General features: G+C 54.7%; 16 protein-coding genes and 1 pseudogene. 2 read left to right on the forward strand and 15 right to left on the reverse strand.

Annotation, left to right across the window (positions count from 1 at the left end):
- Positions 1-4: 4 nt before the first annotated feature.
- The 9 genes and pseudogenes from PJE062_RS19400 to phnG form a co-directional block, all read right to left on the reverse strand.
- Complete coding sequence (locus PJE062_RS19400; RefSeq protein WP_037037798.1) at positions 5-1,153, reverse strand: alpha-D-ribose 1-methylphosphonate 5-triphosphate diphosphatase; 1,149 nt, start codon at positions 1,151-1,153, stop codon at positions 5-7.
- 41 nt (positions 1,154-1,194) lie between these two features.
- Entirely contained in the window at positions 1,195-1,893 is a 699-nt protein-coding gene (locus tag PJE062_RS19405) for a DUF1045 domain-containing protein (RefSeq protein WP_008551385.1), read from the reverse strand.
- A 58-nt stretch (positions 1,894-1,951) separates the two neighbouring features.
- On the reverse strand, positions 1,952-2,614 hold the full coding sequence (locus PJE062_RS19410; protein WP_008551358.1) for a DapH/DapD/GlmU-related protein: 663 nt from the start codon (positions 2,612-2,614) through the stop codon (positions 1,952-1,954).
- A 3-nt stretch (positions 2,615-2,617) separates the two neighbouring features.
- Positions 2,618-3,328, reverse strand: a complete 711-nt coding sequence (gene phnL, locus PJE062_RS19415) for a phosphonate C-P lyase system protein PhnL (RefSeq protein WP_008551332.1) — start codon at positions 3,326-3,328, stop codon at positions 2,618-2,620.
- Positions 3,329-3,338: 10 nt separating this feature from the next.
- The gene (gene phnK, locus PJE062_RS19420) at positions 3,339-4,136 is read right to left on the reverse strand and encodes a phosphonate C-P lyase system protein PhnK (protein WP_008551522.1); all 798 of its coding nucleotides are present in this window, start codon (positions 4,134-4,136) and stop codon (positions 3,339-3,341) included.
- Positions 4,136-5,048: pseudogene (locus PJE062_RS19425) on the reverse strand (alpha-D-ribose 1-methylphosphonate 5-phosphate C-P-lyase PhnJ). Before PJE062_RS19425 ends, phnK begins: the two are co-directional and overlap by 1 nt.
- Entirely contained in the window at positions 5,045-6,160 is a 1,116-nt protein-coding gene (locus PJE062_RS19430; protein ID WP_008551694.1) for a carbon-phosphorus lyase complex subunit PhnI, read from the reverse strand. The pseudogene PJE062_RS19425 and the gene PJE062_RS19430 overlap by 4 nt, the downstream one beginning before the upstream one ends.
- Before the next feature lie 3 nt (positions 6,161-6,163).
- Positions 6,164-6,796 carry a phosphonate C-P lyase system protein PhnH gene (phnH, locus tag PJE062_RS19435; RefSeq protein ID WP_008551537.1) on the reverse strand — a complete coding sequence of 211 codons (633 nt, stop codon included), beginning with the start codon at positions 6,794-6,796 and terminating at the stop codon, positions 6,164-6,166.
- A 1-nt stretch (position 6,797) separates the two neighbouring features.
- Positions 6,798-7,268: a phosphonate C-P lyase system protein PhnG gene (gene phnG, locus PJE062_RS19440; protein ID WP_037037800.1), complete on the reverse strand. Its 471-nt coding sequence runs from the start codon at positions 7,266-7,268 to the stop codon at positions 6,798-6,800.
- A 188-nt stretch (positions 7,269-7,456) separates the two neighbouring features.
- Between phnG and phnF the strand changes: the two genes are divergently transcribed.
- Positions 7,457-8,197: a phosphonate metabolism transcriptional regulator PhnF gene (gene phnF / locus PJE062_RS19445; protein ID WP_208982396.1), complete on the forward strand. Its 741-nt coding sequence runs from the start codon at positions 7,457-7,459 to the stop codon at positions 8,195-8,197.
- A 7-nt stretch (positions 8,198-8,204) separates the two neighbouring features.
- On the opposite strand, the gene PJE062_RS19450 is transcribed toward phnF, so the two are convergent.
- The 5 genes from PJE062_RS19450 to PJE062_RS19470 form a co-directional block, all read right to left on the reverse strand.
- Positions 8,205-9,758 (reverse strand): CYTH and CHAD domain-containing protein, encoded by a 1,554-nt coding sequence (locus PJE062_RS19450; protein WP_008551486.1) that lies wholly within the window; start codon positions 9,756-9,758, stop codon positions 8,205-8,207.
- A gap of 197 nt (positions 9,759-9,955) precedes the next feature.
- Positions 9,956-10,702, reverse strand: coding sequence for an FCD domain-containing protein (locus PJE062_RS19455; RefSeq protein WP_008551453.1), 747 nt, complete (start codon positions 10,700-10,702; stop codon positions 9,956-9,958).
- Between the two features lie 146 nt (positions 10,703-10,848).
- On the reverse strand, positions 10,849-11,832 hold the full coding sequence (locus PJE062_RS19460; protein ID WP_008551428.1) for a TRAP transporter substrate-binding protein: 984 nt from the start codon (positions 11,830-11,832) through the stop codon (positions 10,849-10,851).
- 336 nt (positions 11,833-12,168) lie between these two features.
- Positions 12,169-14,394, reverse strand: a complete 2,226-nt coding sequence (locus PJE062_RS19465; protein WP_008551601.1) for a cation-translocating P-type ATPase — start codon at positions 14,392-14,394, stop codon at positions 12,169-12,171.
- A 259-nt stretch (positions 14,395-14,653) separates the two neighbouring features.
- Positions 14,654-15,532 carry a LysR family transcriptional regulator gene (locus PJE062_RS19470; protein WP_008551431.1) on the reverse strand — a complete coding sequence of 293 codons (879 nt, stop codon included), beginning with the start codon at positions 15,530-15,532 and terminating at the stop codon, positions 14,654-14,656.
- Positions 15,533-15,630: 98 nt separating this feature from the next.
- On the opposite strand from PJE062_RS19470, the gene glyA reads away from it, so the two are divergent.
- Positions 15,631-16,968: a serine hydroxymethyltransferase gene (gene glyA / locus PJE062_RS19475; RefSeq protein ID WP_008551666.1), complete on the forward strand. Its 1,338-nt coding sequence runs from the start codon at positions 15,631-15,633 to the stop codon at positions 16,966-16,968.
- On the opposite strand, the gene PJE062_RS19480 is transcribed toward glyA, so the two are convergent.
- Positions 16,960-17,862: a LysR family transcriptional regulator gene (locus PJE062_RS19480; protein ID WP_037037725.1), complete on the reverse strand. Its 903-nt coding sequence runs from the start codon at positions 17,860-17,862 to the stop codon at positions 16,960-16,962. The two genes, glyA and PJE062_RS19480, sit on opposite strands and share 9 nt — an antisense overlap.
- Positions 17,863-17,919: the final 57 nt, after the last annotated feature.

The following is a 17,919-nucleotide window of genomic DNA, read 5'->3' on the forward strand; positions in this document are numbered from 1 at the left end:
CGCGTTAAGCGACGCGATAGCCTTCGCGCCAGACACCGCGCACGATTGGCACATCACCGACCATGCGTACCTGAACCAGATCAGCACGACGGCCAACTTCCAGCGCTCCGCGATCAGCAAGACCAACGGCTTCTGCCGGGATCTTGGTGACTTTCTGGAGAGCGTCTGGCAGGGAGATGCTTTCGATTTGCTGGGCAAGCAGGAAAGAGGCCTGCAGGAGGGAGACTGGGACGTAGTCTGAAGACAGAACATCCAGATAACCAGCTTCAGCAAGCTCGCGAGCGGAGATATTGCCGGAGTGGGATTTGCCACGCACGACGTTAGGTGCGCCCATGAGCACGGCCATACCAGCTTCGTGAGAAGCTTTTGCTGCTTCCAGCGTTGTTGGGAATTCAGCCACGTTGATGCCGAACTGAATTGCTTCTTCTACGTGGGCGAGGGTGGCATCGTCATGGCTTGCCAGCATTATGCCTGCTGCTTTGGCCCGTTCCGCGATGGCGCTGCGGTTCTTGTCGGAGTTGCGTTCGGCACGTGCTTTCATTTGCTGCATAAACTCTTGCAGCCGCTCCTCTGAGAAGCCTTTTTTGGTTTTGTAGTAGAGCTCGAACTGTTCCAGTGAGGTGAACTGGCGTTGTCCCGGTGTGTGATCCATCAGGGAAGCGAGACGCACGCGTGGGTCGTCGTTGAACAGGTCGAAACCTTCCACGCAGTTGTCTGCAGAGACTTCGCAGCGCAGGTGGATGTAGTGGTCTGCGCGCAGGCGGCCTTCCTGCTGACCTATCTCGATGGCATCTGCCATGGTGCGCATGTCTTTTGCGGTCAGGTCTGCATCATCTTCCATGCCAACGCGCAGAGCATCGAACACGGTTGTGATGCCAGAACAAGCAATCTGGGCGTCGTGGGCTTGTACTGCTGACACCGCATTCCAGGTGACGCCTGGGCGTGGTTTGTAGTGGTTTTCGAGGTGGTCAGTATGCAGCTCAACAAGGCCGGGTATGAGGTAATCGCCTTCACAATCCAACGCATGGGAAACGTTGCCGCTGCTTAAATCGCTGATTTTGCCTTTGTCGACCGCCAACGTGCCTTCCACCACCTGATCTGGCAGGATCAGCTTTGCGTTGGTGAAGGTCATTGGTGTGTGTGGCTCGACCATTGTTGATGTCTGGTGTGGCGCTTCGCCGACTAATACATCGCTCATGCTGATTGTCCTTCCAATGGTCTGATTTCAATGACTTGAAATGGCGCTCCGGCCTCTGGTTCAACACAGAGGGCGAGGTGCGAAATGGAGATTGGCTGATGAATGACAGGCTTGAAGTGGTCTTCTGCGGCAGCTTTGAGAGCTTTGCGCTCCGTCTCGTCTTCAAGCCGTTTTGACAGGGTCATGTGAAAATGGAAATGCTCGAAAATATAGGGGTAGCCCCATTCCAGCATATAGGCATCCTGCTGTGGTGTCAGGTTGGCCTTACGGCGGCGTTCGATGTCCTTGTCGCTTAATGGTGCGCGTAGGTGATCGAACTCTTTGATGCATTGTGCTGCCAACCCGTTGAGTTGCTCTGACGGCTGGGTTGGTGTCAGCGCCAGAAACGGGCCCAGAAAGTTGGGTGCCAATCCTTCAATGGTGAAGGCCGGTGTTTGGCTGGCAAAAGCGGAAAATGTTGTTTTTACATCCTCCGAGGACCTTCCAGTTGCCAGATGAAAGGGTGGCTTCATGGTGGCATGAAACCCGTAGCGACGTGCGTCCTCAGTGATTGAATGCAGGCGTTCTTTATTCAGCGCATCGAGCTGAGGTTGCTCAAGACTGTCATTTGAGAAGGCTGAACGCCCGAGCCATTGACTGCCCAGTTCGGTAAGTTTGGCTGACTGCGGGTGAGTGAAATAGATTGAGTAACGCATATCCAGAATATCCTTGGGCTTCGAGTTACCGGGCAAACAGTGTCAGTCCTATGACACGTCAGGCCGGTTCGAAGTGATCCAGAAACCTTTCCACAGTCATTGATTGAAACAGCGGGAGACGCTCGAAGATATCGTCTTCGTGCCAGTTCCACCATTTGAGTTTGATGAGGCGGTCTGCTGCTTCTTGAGAGAACCGCCTTCTGATTGTTTTGGCAGGGACACCGCCTACGATTGTGTAGGGCTCAACATCCTTTGCCACCACAGCACCAGCTGCGAGGATTGCTCCGTCCCCGACGGTTACTCCGGGCAGTACTGTTACGCCGTGCCCGATCCAGACATCATTGCCGATGGTGACGCGTGCAGCTCTCCTGTCAACAAAGAACGTGTGGTCCCGCTCTTTGTCTTCCCGGTAGTACTCTGGTGTGTAGGTGAAGCGATGTTGGGAAACCCGCTCCATGGGGTGATTGGGAGGACCAAGACGAACATTGGATGCAATGGCCGTGAACTTGCCGATTGTGGTGTCCGCAACCGTCGAGTTCGGGCCAATGTAGGAGTAGTCGCCGATCTCACAATATTCCAGATCGGTTGGGCCCAGCACTTCGCATTGCTTGCCAACCTGAGCCTCTCTTTGGGTGACGGTTGACTCGATGACCGTCTCCGCAATCTTGGGGGGCTTTACCATGGAGCGGGTTTCCCTTTTCTGCATACCTGTTGCAGGCATGCGTTAAGCAGCTGAGGCGAACGAGGTGACGTCGATGATCCGGTCCGCAATAGCATCGCGCACGTCGTGGTCGTGCAGGATGCCTACCATTGCCACACCTTGTTGTTTCTTCTCTTCCACCAGTTCCACCACCACAGCTCTGTTGGCTGCATCAAGGGAAGCTGTTGGTTCGTCGAGAAGCAGGATCGGGTAGTGCGCGATGAACCCGCGGGCGATGTTGACGCGTTGTTGCTCACCGCCGGAGAATGTGGCCGGAGGCAGCTGCCACAGGCGTTCCGGTACGTTGAGGCGGGAGAGCAGTTTGCCCGCTCGTTCAAATGCTTCGTCTTCTGCAACGCCTTGTGCCATCAAAGGTTCCGCAACCAGTGTGAGGGCTGGAACACGCGGGATAGCTCGTAGGAACTGGGAGACATATCCGATTGTGGTTTCGCGCAGACGGATGATGCGGCGCGGAGTTGCATCTGCCACGTTTACGATCTCATCGCCGTCCGTGATCAGGATCTGGCCCTTCTGGCAGCGATAGTTGGCGTAGATCATCTTGAGGATCGAGCTTTTGCCTGATCCGGATGGTCCGCCCAGCACAACGCATTCTCCAGCAGACACTGAGAAGTTGACGCCGGAGACAACCGGGATTTCCAAGCCGCCTTGCAGATGCATTTTGAAGGACTTGGCAAGGTCTGAAACGAGTACTTTCGTTTTGGGTGTGTTTGACATCGTCTTGTCCTTAAGGCTGCAGAATGGAGGAGACGAGGAGCTGGGTGTAGCTCTCTTGCGGGTCGTCCAGCACCTGATCTGTCAGGCCGCTTTCGATCACGTGGCCGTGGCGCATCACCAGAATACGGTGTGAGAGCAGACGGGCTACTGCCAGATCGTGGGTTACGATGATCACGGAGAGACCGAGGTCTGCCACAAGACCGCGCAGAAGATCCAGCAAGCGGGCCTGTACGGAAACATCGAGACCGCCTGTTGGTTCATCCATGAACACAAGGCGCGGGCCAGTCACAAGGTTACGTGCGATCTGAAGACGCTGACGCATGCCGCCGGAGAAGGCGCGTGGGTCATCGTCAATGCGGTCTTCTGCGATCTCAACGCGGCCAAGCCAGTCTGTTGCGGTGTCACGGATGTTGCCGTAGTGGCGCGCGCCGACTGCCATAAGGCGTTCACCGACGTTTGCCCCTGCTGAGACTGTCATGCGCAGGCCATCTGCCGGGTGTTGGTGGACGAAACCCCAGTCAGTGCGCATGAGCATACGGCGTTCTGCTTCGCTCATCTCATAGAGATTGCGCATCTGGCCCATGCGGTTGCGGTAGTTGACCGAGCCAGAGGTTGGGGTGAGGCGCGTTGCGAGGCAGTTGAGCAGCGTTGTTTTGCCCGAGCCACTCTCACCCACGATGGCAAGCACCTCACCCGGATAGAGGTCGAAGCTGACATCTTTACAGCCAATGCGACCGCCATAGAGCTTTGTTGTGTTGCTGACCTGTAGCAGTGGAAGGTCTTCAGTGCTTTGAATAGGCAGAGACATTAGTCGTTTCCTTCTGCTTCCAGCGGGTTGGTTCCCAGGTGACCAACATGGCCTGCTTCGCGGCGGTCCTCGCAGAAATCACTGTCAGAGCACACGAACATGCGGTTGCCGTCATCATCCAGAATGACCTCATCCAAATAGACGCCTTCTGCTCCACAAATGGCGCAGGGTTGTTCGAACTTGGTGACTTCAAAGGGATGATCTTCAAAGTCGAGGCTCACCACCTTGGTGTGGGGGGGGAATGGCGTAGATGCGCTTTTCGCGGCCAGCTCCAAACAACTGGAGGGCTTCCATCTGGTCCATCTTCGGGTTGTCGAACTTTGGTGTCGGGGATGGGTCCATCACATAGCGATCCTGCACCATGACCGGATAGGCGTAGGCGGTTGCGATGTGGCCGAACTTGGCGATGTCTTCGTAGAGCTTCACATGCATGAGGCCGTATTCTTCCAGTGCATGCATCTTACGGGTTTCAGTTTCGCGAGGCTCGAGGAAGCGGAGAGGCTCCGGGATTGGAACCTGATAGACCAGCACCTGATCCTTGGTCAGCGTGTCTTCCGGAATGCGGTGACGCGTCTGGATGATGCTGGCGTCTTTGGTCTTGGTGGTCGTCTCCACGCCTGTGGTCTCAACGAAAAAGTTGCGCAGGGCGACAGCGTTTGTGGTGTCGTCGGAGCCCTGATCGATCATCTTCAGGCAATCGTCTTTGCCGATGACTGCCGCAGTGACCTGCACACCGCCGGTGCCCCAGCCGTATGGCATTGGCATTTCGCGGGCGGCGAAGGGGACTTGATAGCCGGGGATAGCAATGCCTTTGAGGATTGCGCGGCGGATCATGCGTTTGGTTTGCTCATCCAGATAAGCGAAGTTGTAGTGCTCGCCGGAGATGCCTTGTGTCTCAACGTGCTCGTTCATTGTGCTGCCTCCGCAACGAGTTCATGTTCAGCTGCTTCGCGCTTTTCCTGCCACTCCTTGCGAACCTTGCGGATCAACTCCAGCTCTGACTGGAAGTCCACGTAGTGCGGTAGCTTGAGGTGCTCAACGAAGCCGGTGGCCTGAACGTTGTCTGAGTGGGAGAGGACGAACTCCTGATCCTGTGTTGGGGAGTCGATCTCTTCGCCTAGTTCCTCAGCGCGTAGCGAGCGGTCCACCAGAGCCATGGCCATGACTTTGCGTTCGCCCTGACCCGGCACCAGACCATACCCACGGGTGAACTGCGGTGGTGCGGAAGCTGAGCCTTTGAACTGGTTGATCATCTGACATTCGGTGACTGTCATGGTGCCTAGCGGTACTTCGAAACCGAGTTCTTCCATGAAGAAGTCAACCTCGACTTCTCCCAGGCGGATTTCGCCTGCGAATGGGTGAGTTCTGCCAAAACCGCGCTGGGTGGAGTAGCCTAGAGCCAGCAAGAAGCCTTCGTCTCCGCGGGCGAGGTTCTGCAAGCGCAGATCACGATCAGCCGGGAAGGTGAGTGGTTCGCGGGTGATGTCGCCAACCGGTGCATCTGGTGCGCGTGGCTCGTCTTCTTCAATCAGGCCTTCGTCATTGAGAAGATCGGTAACGCGAGGAACGACCTCTTCCTTCTCGAACTCCTGAGTTTCTGGCGCTGGTGCTTCACCATCTGCGGCCAGTTTGAAATCGAGCAGGCGCTGAGTGTAGTCGAAGGTCGGGCCAAGCAGCTGTCCGCCTGGGAGATCCTTGTAAGTTGCAGAAATGCGGCGACGGATCAGCATCTTTGCCGTGTCGATTGGTTTGGAGTAGCCGAAGCGTGGCAGGGTGGTTCTGTAGGCGCGCATCAGGAAGGCAGCTTCGATAAGGTCGCCGCGGGATTGCTTAATGCCCAGCGCTGCCAGCTCTGCGTCGTACAGTGAGCCTTCTGCCATCACGCGGGAGACTGAGAGGTAGAGCTGCTCGGAGATTTGCTTGAGGCTCAGGGATGGGATGCTGGTATCACCACGGCGATCCCTCGCCATGAGTTTGTGGGCGTTTCGGATAGCTTTTTCGCCACCTTTTACAGCAACATACATGGGTTAAGCCTCCAAACTGGTGATTTTCGTAGAGCGCGGCAGGCCTGCGACCTGATTGGCTCCAGCGAAGATGACGTCGATGCCGAGCGGATAAAGCGTGCTGTTGTCTTGCATCTGCTGCCAGAAGGTTGCTGGTGTAGGCGTGATACTGAACTGCTTCGCGGTTTTGATGCCCGGGCCTTTGAGGGTGACGCCGGTATCTTCGGTCAGTTCGTCGACCATCAGGATGATTGTTGTTGAGCGGTCCGGATACTCAGCGGTTCCTGCGGAGAAGCTTGCGATGGCTGGTAAGAGCTTAGTGTTTGAAACCAATGCGAATGCTGCATCTGCAGGGCTTTCAACAAAGGGAGCAGCTGTGTGGAAGCGGATGTAGTTTTTGACGCTCTCATCTGCTGCAAGCGCTGGGTCCAGCCATAGCGGCGTATCGTAATCGCAGAGCGTCAGCACCAGTGCAGTTGCTGCGACGGACAAGGGTGCTGGAGGCGTGAGTGTCAGATCATCCAGTTGCTGTACTGTGCCTGGCTGTGCCAATGCGTTCATGGTGGAACGGAAGACAGACTGGGCGTTATGGACTGGATCTGCAAAGCCGGGAGCGGGCGCTTTTGCAAAGATTGAAGTTGCGGTTTGCGTGCTCATGTCATTCTCCCCGTACCATGGTGAAGAAGTCTACTTTGGTGGCGGCGACTTCAGCGCGTGTTTCGTTTTCAGCTTGCTCCTGAGCATTTGCTAGTGGCTGAAGAACTTTTGCTTCAATCAGCTCACGGTGTTTGGGCTGTTGCCAGAGAGCATCGACCAGTGCGGCTTGCAGAACTTTTTGCTTGTCTCTGCCGAGCGCCTGACCAAACCCGGTGGTGCCGTCTTCAAGGGCGATGACACAGCGGGTGACGGTTGCTTCGCACATGTTGAAGGGAGCTCCGGTGCCGCCTGCGCGGCCACGAACCATCACCAATCCGATTTCTGCTGGTCGGATAACGGTGTAGCTCGGTTCCAGACCGAGGTTGCTCCAGACTTCAGCAAGATCTTGTGCTGAGGCCTTGGCCAGAATACCCATGGCATTCTGCCTAGCTGCAATTTCGGGTGAATGCTCTTTGAGCGAACTTGCCGTCATTTCAGCCCCTTTGACTTTCAGGAACACGCTGGTTCTCTGGCATTGTGTGGTGACGCTTTGATCAGGAGGTTGGTCTGCGCGTCTGAATTTGGTTGCTAAGCTAGAATGAATGTTGTCTAGTTGTATAGACAAATATTTTACTCGCCAACTGAGTAGTGTTGTTTCATGACGAAGACATGACGAATCCGATGAAATTTGATTTTTCTCCAATTGAGCGGCGTGCCGGCGTTGCAATGTGGAAGCAGATTGCAGAAGTGCTGCGCACAGAGCTTTCGCGTGCTGAGGTTTCTGAAGGCGAGAAAATTCCTACAGAACAAGAGCTTGCTCAAAGTTTTGAGGTGAACCGCCACACCGTTCGGCGCGCGATTTCAACGCTGATTGAAGAAGGTTTTCTGCGCTCAGATCAGGGGCGGGGCACCTTTGTTGCCCGGGCACCGCTGGTTTATCCCATCGGTCCACGCACGCGTTTTTCGGAGAATTTGTCGGGTCAGGCGCAAGAGGTTTATGGGGATATCTTCCGCACAACAGAGGTGGGTGCAGATGCTTACACCGCTGAATTGCTGGAGGTTGACCTTGGTACGGCGCTATTTAAATGCGAGTCTGTGAGCTATGCCGATGGGACGCCAATTATCGCAGGAACGCGCTGGTTTGAGGTGTCACGTTTCCCAAACCTGCCTGCAGATTTGCGAGAGACCAACTCAATCACCAAGATCATGGAGAAGTATGGTTTCGGCGATTACCGACGCAAAGAAACGCGGATTACTGCGGCTCTTTGTAGTGCGCACAATGCGGAACTGCTCAAGATCTCCGAGGGATCTCCAGTGCTCGTAATGGAATCCACCAATGTGAATGCGAGCGGTGTGCCTATACAAATCGGTCGGGCTTATGTGGCTGCTGACCGGATGCATCTGACTGTCAGAAATAATTGAGCTTAGATCATAGCCAATATTTTGGAGCTTCTACAGCTGCGTTCCAGCGTTCCTGTGCTTCCAGCCATGCGTTGTCAGCACGGGCCTGATGCCAGCCAGCGACGAAGCCGATGACTGTTGAGACTTCGTTGTTTTGTAAAGATTGCGGAAGCTTCATCGCGACGAGACGGTCCGCCATGGCTACATCATTCAGGTAGCCGAAGGTATTTTGCAGGCGCTTCAGGCACTTAAGGAAAATGCGTAAATCTTCTGGCTCGTAGAGTGAGCGGAAGAACTCAACAGTGTAACGCATTTTTTTGAGCGCTTTTCGCAGATCATGGCGTTGCTCAATCGTAAGATCCTGCAGGTTCTCTGCACGCTTTTCGCAGGCCCGCCAGCGTTTGGAGAGGGCGTTTTGTGCGAAGGTTTGGATCGGCAGGTCGAGTTTTCTGGTGTCTGTCAGGCCCAGATTTTCTTTCCATGCCGGGCTGTGAGAGAGTTCCCCCAGCTGTAGCAGGAAGCCGTTGAGTTGCGGATTTATCAGGTCTTGCCTCAGTTCAACCTGCGCTTCCACATGAGCCAATTTGATGGCTTCGAAGAGCGGTTCGACCGAGTGCGTATCTGGTAACAAAGGAATGACGGGTGTGATGATGTCTTCCACCAGCACATCGATATCCCTTTGATTTCCTGCCGTTGTTGCCAGTTGCTTTGCGGAGGCATCGAGATCAGCGATGATTTCGTTGTTTGGTAAGGCCGCCTTGTAGATGTTGAAGGCGCTTCTTAAACGGCGGAGGCCAACGCGCAGTTGGTGTGGACCTTCGGAAATGTCTTGCTGCAGAACACAGGAGCGGTTGGTGACGATCTGATTGAGACATTCGCCAAGGATTTTCTGGAGAGCGGACCCTGCGCTTTCCTCTGGTTCTAGCTCGATATAATTGGAATGCTGTGCTTCTGAAGGGAGCTCAGGTGGTTGACCACTTGCCAGCCGGTAGCCGATTCCTGCTTTGTTGCTGTTGGAAAACAGAATTGGTCGATCTTTCATAAGAGCGCCAGCCAGTTTGTACAGGCTCTCGACTGGACCTTCCATGAGCTCCAGTTCCACTTCGTGAATGGGATGCTCATCCGTTTTCGTTTTGGCAATGCCGCTGTCAAAAGCGACTTCGATCTTCGCTCCGGCTTTGTCAGTGTAGTAGGTCAGCGTGCGGGAAATAGCGGTTTCAAAAAGGATGCCCCAGTCCTTATCTTCTAGCAAAGACAAGAGCTTCTGGCGAACTTCCTCATCTGTGATCGCATCAAAGTCCGGTTCAATCCCGCCAATGGGCAATTCAAGCTCAATCCTTTTGGAGAGCCCGGACTGCATGCTGCCGCCTTGCTTGATGGTTTGCAGCCAGTTGGTTCCATTGTGGCGAGTTCTTAGGGAAATACGTGCTTTTTTGAGCGTATGGTCTGGTGTGTCGTAATAGACTGAACGGAGCTTTTTAGTCGACTGTTCGCTGACAGCAAAGCCTTCGGGTGGCTTGGCTTTGATCAGCTGCGCCAGTGTTGCTTCATCGACGGAAAGTTTGAGCTCAATCTCGTGCATGATCGCAGGACCACCTTAAGCACAGCGTGCGATGTGGAAGCGTGTTCCATCCCACTCTTGTTGATTTTACGTAGTAAACATCTCGCGAACGCAACCCGGTGTAAAGGGTGCAAAACGTCTATGGGAATTTATCAAAGATATAATCCCCATTTGGCAACGGTATTATGAAATGTGCTCTATGAATGCCCGTTGGCGCGTTACGCGGGTGTCAGTGGATCCTGCTGGAATAGATAGGCATCAAAGGCCGGATCATCCACGTCTGATAGCTCCATAAGGCGCTTCTTGACGTTCTCAAGGTGTTGCCACATGGCCTGTTTTGCGGCCTGCGGGTCGCGGCGCTGAAGGGCGTCCAGAATGTCCTGATGGTCGTTAAGCCACTCTTCGCGATAGGTGTGGTCGAAGATGCGTTCGTGCAGTTTATCCCACATTTTTGAGCGAGTGCGCTGCTGCCAAAGATTTCTGACCATGTCGACCAAAACGGAGTTCTGAGTAGCTTCTGCGATCAGAAGGTGGAACTCTTCGTCTGCTTCGTAGCCACCGGAGCCTTTGGCAAGGTCTTCGCGTTCCCGTTCCAGAGCATCGCGCATGCGCAGGATGTCTGCCTTGGTGACCATGGATGCAGCGAAGGCCGCGATGTTGCTTTCCATCAGCTGGCGTGCCTGCAGCAGTTCGAATGGGCCGATGTCTTCCAGATTAGAAGCGGGAGTAACCTGATCTGTATCCGGCAAGCGAACGACGTAAGTGCCTGAGCCTTTGCGAACATCAATCAAGCCTTCGATCTCAAGCATGATCATTGCTTCGCGCAGGAGTGAGCGGCTCACGTTCATTTCTTCAGCAATCTGGCGTTCCGGACGCAGGCGATCACCGACCTTGAACGTTCCGTTGCTCAGTTCTTTGCGCAAGACTTCAGCTACTTCCTGATAGCGGCGGCGCTGACCATCCATTTCGCTTGTTCTCCCATGCCTGCGCGGTTGGCGTATTTTTAATGATTGCTGCACGCTTAAGATACTAAATAAAGCAGATTTGCAAGCGAGACAAAAGGCCAGAGATCTGCGTTGTTACTCTGGCCTTTCGCATTCTTGTAGAGGGCTTACTGCGTCAACGCTTTGATGCGTGTGATCAGGGAGCCAACTCTTTCAGATTTTTCCGCTGCTTCTGCATGCATTGGCAAGACAGCTTCAATGAATGGCGCTTTATCCACCTCAACAAACTTCACGCCCAGCTCAGATTTTGCCTGCTCAATATGCTTCTTGGTCATGTCGTTCCACTGGGCACGGTGGAAGTGCATGGATGACTTGGCAGCGTCACGAATAGCCGTTTGTTCGTCCGCGCTTAGCGTGTTCCAGATGGTTGTTGAGATCACCACGATAGATGGGATCATGGTGTGACCGTCATCGGAGTAGACTTTGGAGACTTCACCGTGACGTGCTGTGGTCAGCGCGAGTGGGTTATTCTCTGCACCATCAACCACGCCCTGCTGGAGCGCGCTGTACAGTTCGCCCCAGGCAATTGGGGTAGGGCTGCCGCCGAGCAGTTCCACCATGCGGATTGCGGATGGGGATGGCTGAACGCGGATCTTCATGCCTTTGAGATCGGCTGGTGAGTTGATGGCCTTGTTGGCATAGAAGGAGCGGGCGCCCTCCACGTAAAAAGTCAGGCCGATGAAGCCTTTGTCTTTGGAAGCGGCTAGGATGTCGTCGCCGATTGGGCCGCTGAGAACGTCGAAATAGTGGTTCTCGTCAACAAAGATGTAAGGCAGGTTCAGTGCGGAATAAGACTCTTCAAAGGCTTCCAGTTCGCTGGCGTTGGTTTTGGCCATGGCGAGGGTGCCTTCCTGCACTAACTCCATGGATTCCCTCTGAGTTCCCAAAGCGCCGTTGCCGTAGATGCGGATTTTGAGTGAGCCGTTGGTGGCTTCCGCAACTTTGTCAGCCATGTGCTGCATGGAAATGTGCAGAGGATGCTCTGGCCCCTGATTGTGGCTGAGTTTCAATGTCTTCGCGTAGGCGAATGAAGTTGTTGCAAGTAGAGCAGCGCACAGAACTGTCGCTTTGGCAATCTTTCTCGTAAACATATGCTTCCCCCCTGATTATCGCAGCGAATGTATTCGTGAGATGAAACTAAGGAGTGCTGAGGCTGCGATATGTATTGGAAAGCATTGGACGGATTCGGAGAGTTGTCAAACCATTTTATATATTGGTTGACCTTATGTGGGCGCGTTTAGTTTTCCGTCTAAGGTGAATTTATATATTTAATCAGGCCAGTAGTGAGAGGAATGTATTTGGCTATGCAAATGAGTTGTTTTGATTGGTCTGAGTTCTTCTAGGGAATGCGTAGATTGGTCAACCGAAACAGGCTCTATAGAAAAACAGCCCCAGAAGTTGTCTTCATGGGGCTGTGATTGCTGATGTCAGTTCATGTTTTTGGGTTTCCAACGTCGCAGCAGCATGGCGTTGGTTACGACAGATACTGAACTCATGGCCATGGCTGCGCCTGCGATGACTGGGGAGAGTAACCCGAGTGCTGCCAGCGGAATGCCGATGATGTTGTAGATGAAGGCCCAGAACAGGTTCTGTCTGATTTTTCTGAGGGTTGCCTTGGAGATGTCGAGCGCTGCCGGGATCATCTTCGGCTCAGAGCGCATGAGAGTAACTCCGGCAGTTTCCAGAGCAACATCGGCACCAGAACCCATGGCTATGCCCAGATCAGCAGTGGCCAGAGCAGGGGCATCGTTGATGCCATCGCCAACCATAGCTACATGATAGCCTTGCTCTTTCAGATCGTTGACGACTTCGTTCTTGCCTTCTGGCTGAACGCGGGCCTGGAACTCGTCTACGCCGACCTGATCGGCGATGTTTTTGGCGGCGAGTTCTGTGTCGCCGGTGATCATGACTGTGCGAATGCCTTGATTTTTAAGGGATTCTACAGCTTCTCTAGCGGAGTCTCGGGCTTGGTCTACGAAGGCGAGGACGCCGATGGCGCGGTCGCCAAGAGCAACTGTGACGGCGGTTTTTCCGGCGGATTCATAAGTCTTTACAAGGCCATCGCCCATCATTGAGGGTGCGACGTTGAGGTCTCTCATCAGGGCTGCGTTGCCGATGGAGACCTGCTGGCCGGTGAGCTCTGCGATCAGGCCTTTGCCGGGGATAGCTTTGATGGAGCGTGGGCGGGTGAGCTTGAGGTTGCGCTCTTCCGCAGCGCGGATAAGTGCGCTGGCGAGCGGGTGCTCACTGCCCAGCTGGATGCTGGCGGCGATGGTCAGCAGGCGATCGTCGTTGCGGTCAAAGGCCTGAGCATCCGACAGAACCGGCTTGCCAACTGTGAGTGTGCCGGTCTTGTCGAAGAGGATGGTGTCGACTTTGTGTGCCCGCTCCAGCGCTTCGATATCGCGGATAAGTATGCCTGCCTTGGCTGCTGCGCCGGTGCCCGCAACCAGAGCGGTTGGGGTAGCAAGTCCCAGTGCGCATGGGCAGGCGATAACGAGGACGGCAACGGATGCGCCGACGGCTGTTGTGACGTCACCGGAGTAGACCATCCAGCCAGCGAAGGTTGCCAGTGCGATCAGGACGATAACGGGGACAAAAATAGCGGCGACTTTGTCGACTAATTTTTGCAGAGGTGCCTTGGAGGCCTGTGCGCCTTCAACAAGGCGGATAATCTGCGCTAAGCGTGTTGATTCACCAAGGGCTGTGGTGCGTACAAAGATTGCACCGGAACCGTTGATTGTTCCACCGGTTACCTGATCGCCTGTGTTTTTGTGCACGGGCAGGCTCTCGCCGGTGAGCATAGATTCATCCAGCTCGCTTTCTCCGTCTTCAATCAGGCCATCGGTTGGAACACGCTCACCTGGTTTGACAACAATGTAATCACCCAAACGCAGATCAGAGATGCTGACGGGGATAATCTTGTCACCAACGATCTTATTGGCTGTTGTTGGGCGCAGGGCAATCAGAGAGCGGACGGCTGCAGAGGTGGAGCGTTTTGCTCTGATTTCCAGATACTTACCCATCAGGATGAGGGTGAGAATGACAGCGGAGGCCTCGAAATAAAGGTCAGCAGCCTCAGCCTGTGAGGCGAAGAAGACGTTGTATACGCTGTAAAGATACGCGGCGGATGTGCCCAGAGAAACGAGGACATCCATGTTTGCGCCGCCATGGCGCAGGGCTGCGAATGCGCCCTTGTAGAATCGTGCACCGACGAAAATCTGGATTGGCGTTGCTAATGCAAACTGCAGCACGCCAGAGAGCTCAAACTGCACGCCAAATGCCTTCAAAACCATTGGAATGACTAGAGGAATTGCCAGCAGCGTTGATAGCGCGAAAAGTTGAAAGGTTTTGCGTTCTTCTGCGTCGCTATGTGCTTCGCGCTCTTCAAAAGCCTTTTGTGCTGCCTCGGCTTCATCCCGGCGCTCTTTGGCCTCAAAACCAGCTGTGGTGACCACATCAACCAGATCGTTTGCTGCGATCTGTGGCAGGTGGTCGACCTCTGCCATTTCCAGCGCGAAGTTGACGGTGGCGTTGACCACACCTTCAGTCGCTTTCAAAGTCTTTTCCAAGCGGGAGGCGCAACCTGCGCACGTCATTCCGGTGATGTCGAGTTTGACGGTTTGGGCTGCGGAGGCTGAGGGTGTGTTCATCAGAGCTATCTTCGGTTGCCGAGTTCAGACCATCAGGACTTATTACCATTGGTGATGGCGGGTCAAGAGGTTGTAGAGCGGGTGAATACGCAAGCTCCCCTATGTGATGTAGAGCTGCTGTGATCGTGATCAAAGCTGTGATCATGCTTTAATCAAATTTGCAGAGAACACATAGGGTTTGAGGCTCTTTGCGGTGTTTTGGCTGTGTTGTGTTGAAACGCGGTGCTGTGGATAGTCACGTTATGGGAAGTGGTTGAAACTACGTGGTCAGAAGGGAGATGATCTGGCTGATCTCTTCTGGTGGGTTTGGCAGGCTGGCGCATTCCAGGATGAGGGACTTTCCGGTTGGGTGCCATGGGGTGAAAGGGGCTTTGAGATCGCCCTTTTGCAAAGACGGTTCAACGAGGGCTTTGTGACCCATCAGAACGCCAGCGCCGTTTCTGGCTTCCTCCAATGCGATGGCATAGAGGGAATAACTCGGGCCTTGGTTTAAGCCTTTGAGTTTTGGTGCGTTTGCATTTGCCCAGAGCTGCCAGTCTTCGACCCAGATCGCGTCATGCAGAAGTGTGGTTTGCTCCAGATCTTCCGGTGTTTGCAGCAAGCTTGCTGTTGAGGGGGCGCAGACCGGAGTGATGAGATCTTCTGCGATGATCCGCTCCTGAGCTGTGCCTTTGGGTTTGCCGATGAAAATGGAGAGATCGTAGATCTCACGGTCCAGATTGGGCGGCGTTTCCAGTGCGATGACAGAGATGTTGGTGTCTGGCAGAGCGGCGCGGATTTTGGGCAGGCGTGGAGAGAGCCAGAGTTGAGCGACGCTTGGCAGGGCGGCGATGTGAATGGTCTTGCGACTGGTCTTGGCTCTCAGTTGTCTGACGGCGTTGCCCAGTTCATCAAAGGCTTTTGAGAAATGCGGGGCGATCTCCTGTCCCAGCTCCGTCAGGTGAACGCCTTGGGAGCGACGCTCGAACAGGTCTGCGCCGACCCACTCTTCCAGCGCTTTAATATGCTGAGAGACAGCACCGGGAGTGACGCTCAGTTCTTCTGCTGCATTGGCAAAGCCGCCAAGGCGGGCCGCTGCTTCAAAAGCGCGGAGAGCGTTGAGGGGCGGGCCTTTGGGGCGGGATGGAGAAACTGACATCGCTTAGCCTTAGTTTTTCTAGGCCAATAATTACATATTCTGGTTTGCGCTCTCAAGCATCCTGTCCGCACACTGCTCTTAGCAATTGGGAGGTTGTGATGGTTTTAGCGAAACGAAATTGGGTTCCGGCTGAGTGTGAAGCACTGGTGCAGGAGGTTGCGCAGCGTACGCAAACGCAGAGTTCTGCGGCTTTGCTGGACAGATTGGATACGCTGACTGCTCAGAACAGGGAGATCCATGAGGAGCAGTGCTTCAACCTGAATCCGGCGACCAATGTAATGAACCCGCGCGCGGAAGCGTTTCTGGCTTCTGGTATTGGGTCTCGCCCTTCGCTTGGTTACCCCGGTGACAAATACGAGATGGGTCTGGAAGCCATTGAAGAGATTGAGGTGATTGCCGCTGAGCTGAGTGCGGAAGTGTTTGATGCACAGTACGCTGAGATCCGCGTTCCTTCTGGCGCCATCGCCAATCTTTATGGGTTCATGGCCACTTGCCAGCCGGGAGATACGATCATCGCGCCACCAGCTTCCATTGGCGGGCATGTGACCCATCACATCGCAGGCTGTGCAGGCCTTTATGGTTTGCGGACTGTGCCAGCTCCGGTGAATGCGGATGGCTACACCATTGATGTGGAGGGACTTCGTGAGCTTGCGACTGCGGAAAAGCCTAAGCTGATCACAGTTGGGTCCAGCCTCAACCTCTTTGAGCATCCAGTGCGTGCTGTTCGTGAGATCGCCGATGAGGTGGGCGCGAAGGTGATGTTTGATGCGGCTCATCAGTGCGGGATTATTGCCGGCAAGGCCTGGGCGAACCCACTGGAAGAGGGCGCGCACTTTATGACCATGAGCACCTACAAGAGCCTTGGCGGGCCTGCTGGTGGTCTGATCGTTTCCAATGATGCTGAGCTGATTGAGCGGATGGATGCTATTGCGTTTCCCGGTATGACGGCCAACTTTGATGCGGCGAAATCTGCTGCTTTGGCGGTGACTATGCTGGATTGGAAAGAGTATGGGCAGGCTTATGCTGCAGAGATGATTGCCGTCTCCAAGGCTCTGGCACAGGCGTTAGATGCGGAAGGTATTCCAGTCTTTGCCAAGGCCCAGGGCTTTACGCAGTCGCACCAGTTTGCGATTGAAGCTGCTGAGTTTGGAGGTGGGCAGGCTGCTTCCAAAAAGCTGCGCAAAGCTGGCTTCCTTGCTTGTGGCATCGGATTGCCGATTGCTGAGGTGGACGGCGATATGAACGGGCTGCGTATTGGTACGCCTGAACTGGTGCGCTGGGGCGTTGGCGTGGAACATGCCGCTGAGATGGCTCGCCTGATTGCAGCGGCGCTGCGATCTGACCAGCCAGAGCAGTATCTTGCAGAGGTTTCTGCTTGGCGTCAGCAGTTTGACAAGCTGTGTTACGTGATGGCCGGAGAGCCTGTTTCAGCATAACCACTGCTTTGCAGAGAGCGTGTCTGCCAGTAGGTCGAAGACCAGGCGGATGCGCTTGGAGGTGTGCAGCTCGCGGTGTGTTGCCAGCCAGAAGGGCACGTTGAATGGCTCGAAGCTTGGCAGCACCTGTTCCATCTCTGGAAACTTATCTGCGATCTCCCGGATCATGACGATGATACCGAGGTCGTTTCTCGCCAGTTCCCACCCTACCAGACCGCTGGCGGTGGTTTGCTTGAAGTTGTGCTCGCTCAGTGGCAGATCTGTTTCGCTGAAATGCTTGAGGAACAGATCTGGCCGGTCAAAGGCAATGAACTCGTGGGTTGCCATGTCGCTGGTGGACTGCGGACGGCCTTTGCGGTCCAGATAGGTTTTGCTGGCGTAAAAGTGCGCCGTTGTTTCTCTGACGAGCCTTGCGGTGAGGTCTGGCTGTTCCGGTCTTACATGGCGGATGGCAATGTCGGCTTCGCGTAACTGAAGGTCGCTGACGGCATTGGTGGCGACGATCTCAACATGGATGCCGGGTGCGATCTCGCGGAGCTTCTTCAGGATTGGCGGGAGGATATAGGCTGAAGCCGTGTCGCTGGCACTGATGCAGACGGTGCCGTCGATCTCCTGCGATTGGCCCGAAGCCGTCAGCGAGATGCGGTTGGCAGCTTCGCCCATGGATTTCACGTGTTCCAGCAGTTCCATGCCTGCCTGCGTGAGGGAGAGCGAGCGTCCAGCGCGTTCAAACAGGGTTACGCCAAGGGCTTCCTCCAGTGCTGTGACCTGCCTGCCCAATGTGGGCTGGGTGAGGCCTAAAGCCCTTGCTGCAGCCGACAGGGAGCCTTCCTCCGCAGTGACGAGGAAAGCGCGTGCCTGGTTCCAATCAAAAGAGACGCTCTGCCAATTCATGCATATTTGTATACCTCAGCTGCGAATTTTGGCAATTTGTTTTGAGAATATGCATGG

Origin of the sequence: Pseudovibrio sp. JE062, from assembly GCF_000156235.1 — a bacterium.
GTDB lineage: Bacteria > Pseudomonadota > Alphaproteobacteria > Rhizobiales > Stappiaceae > Pseudovibrio.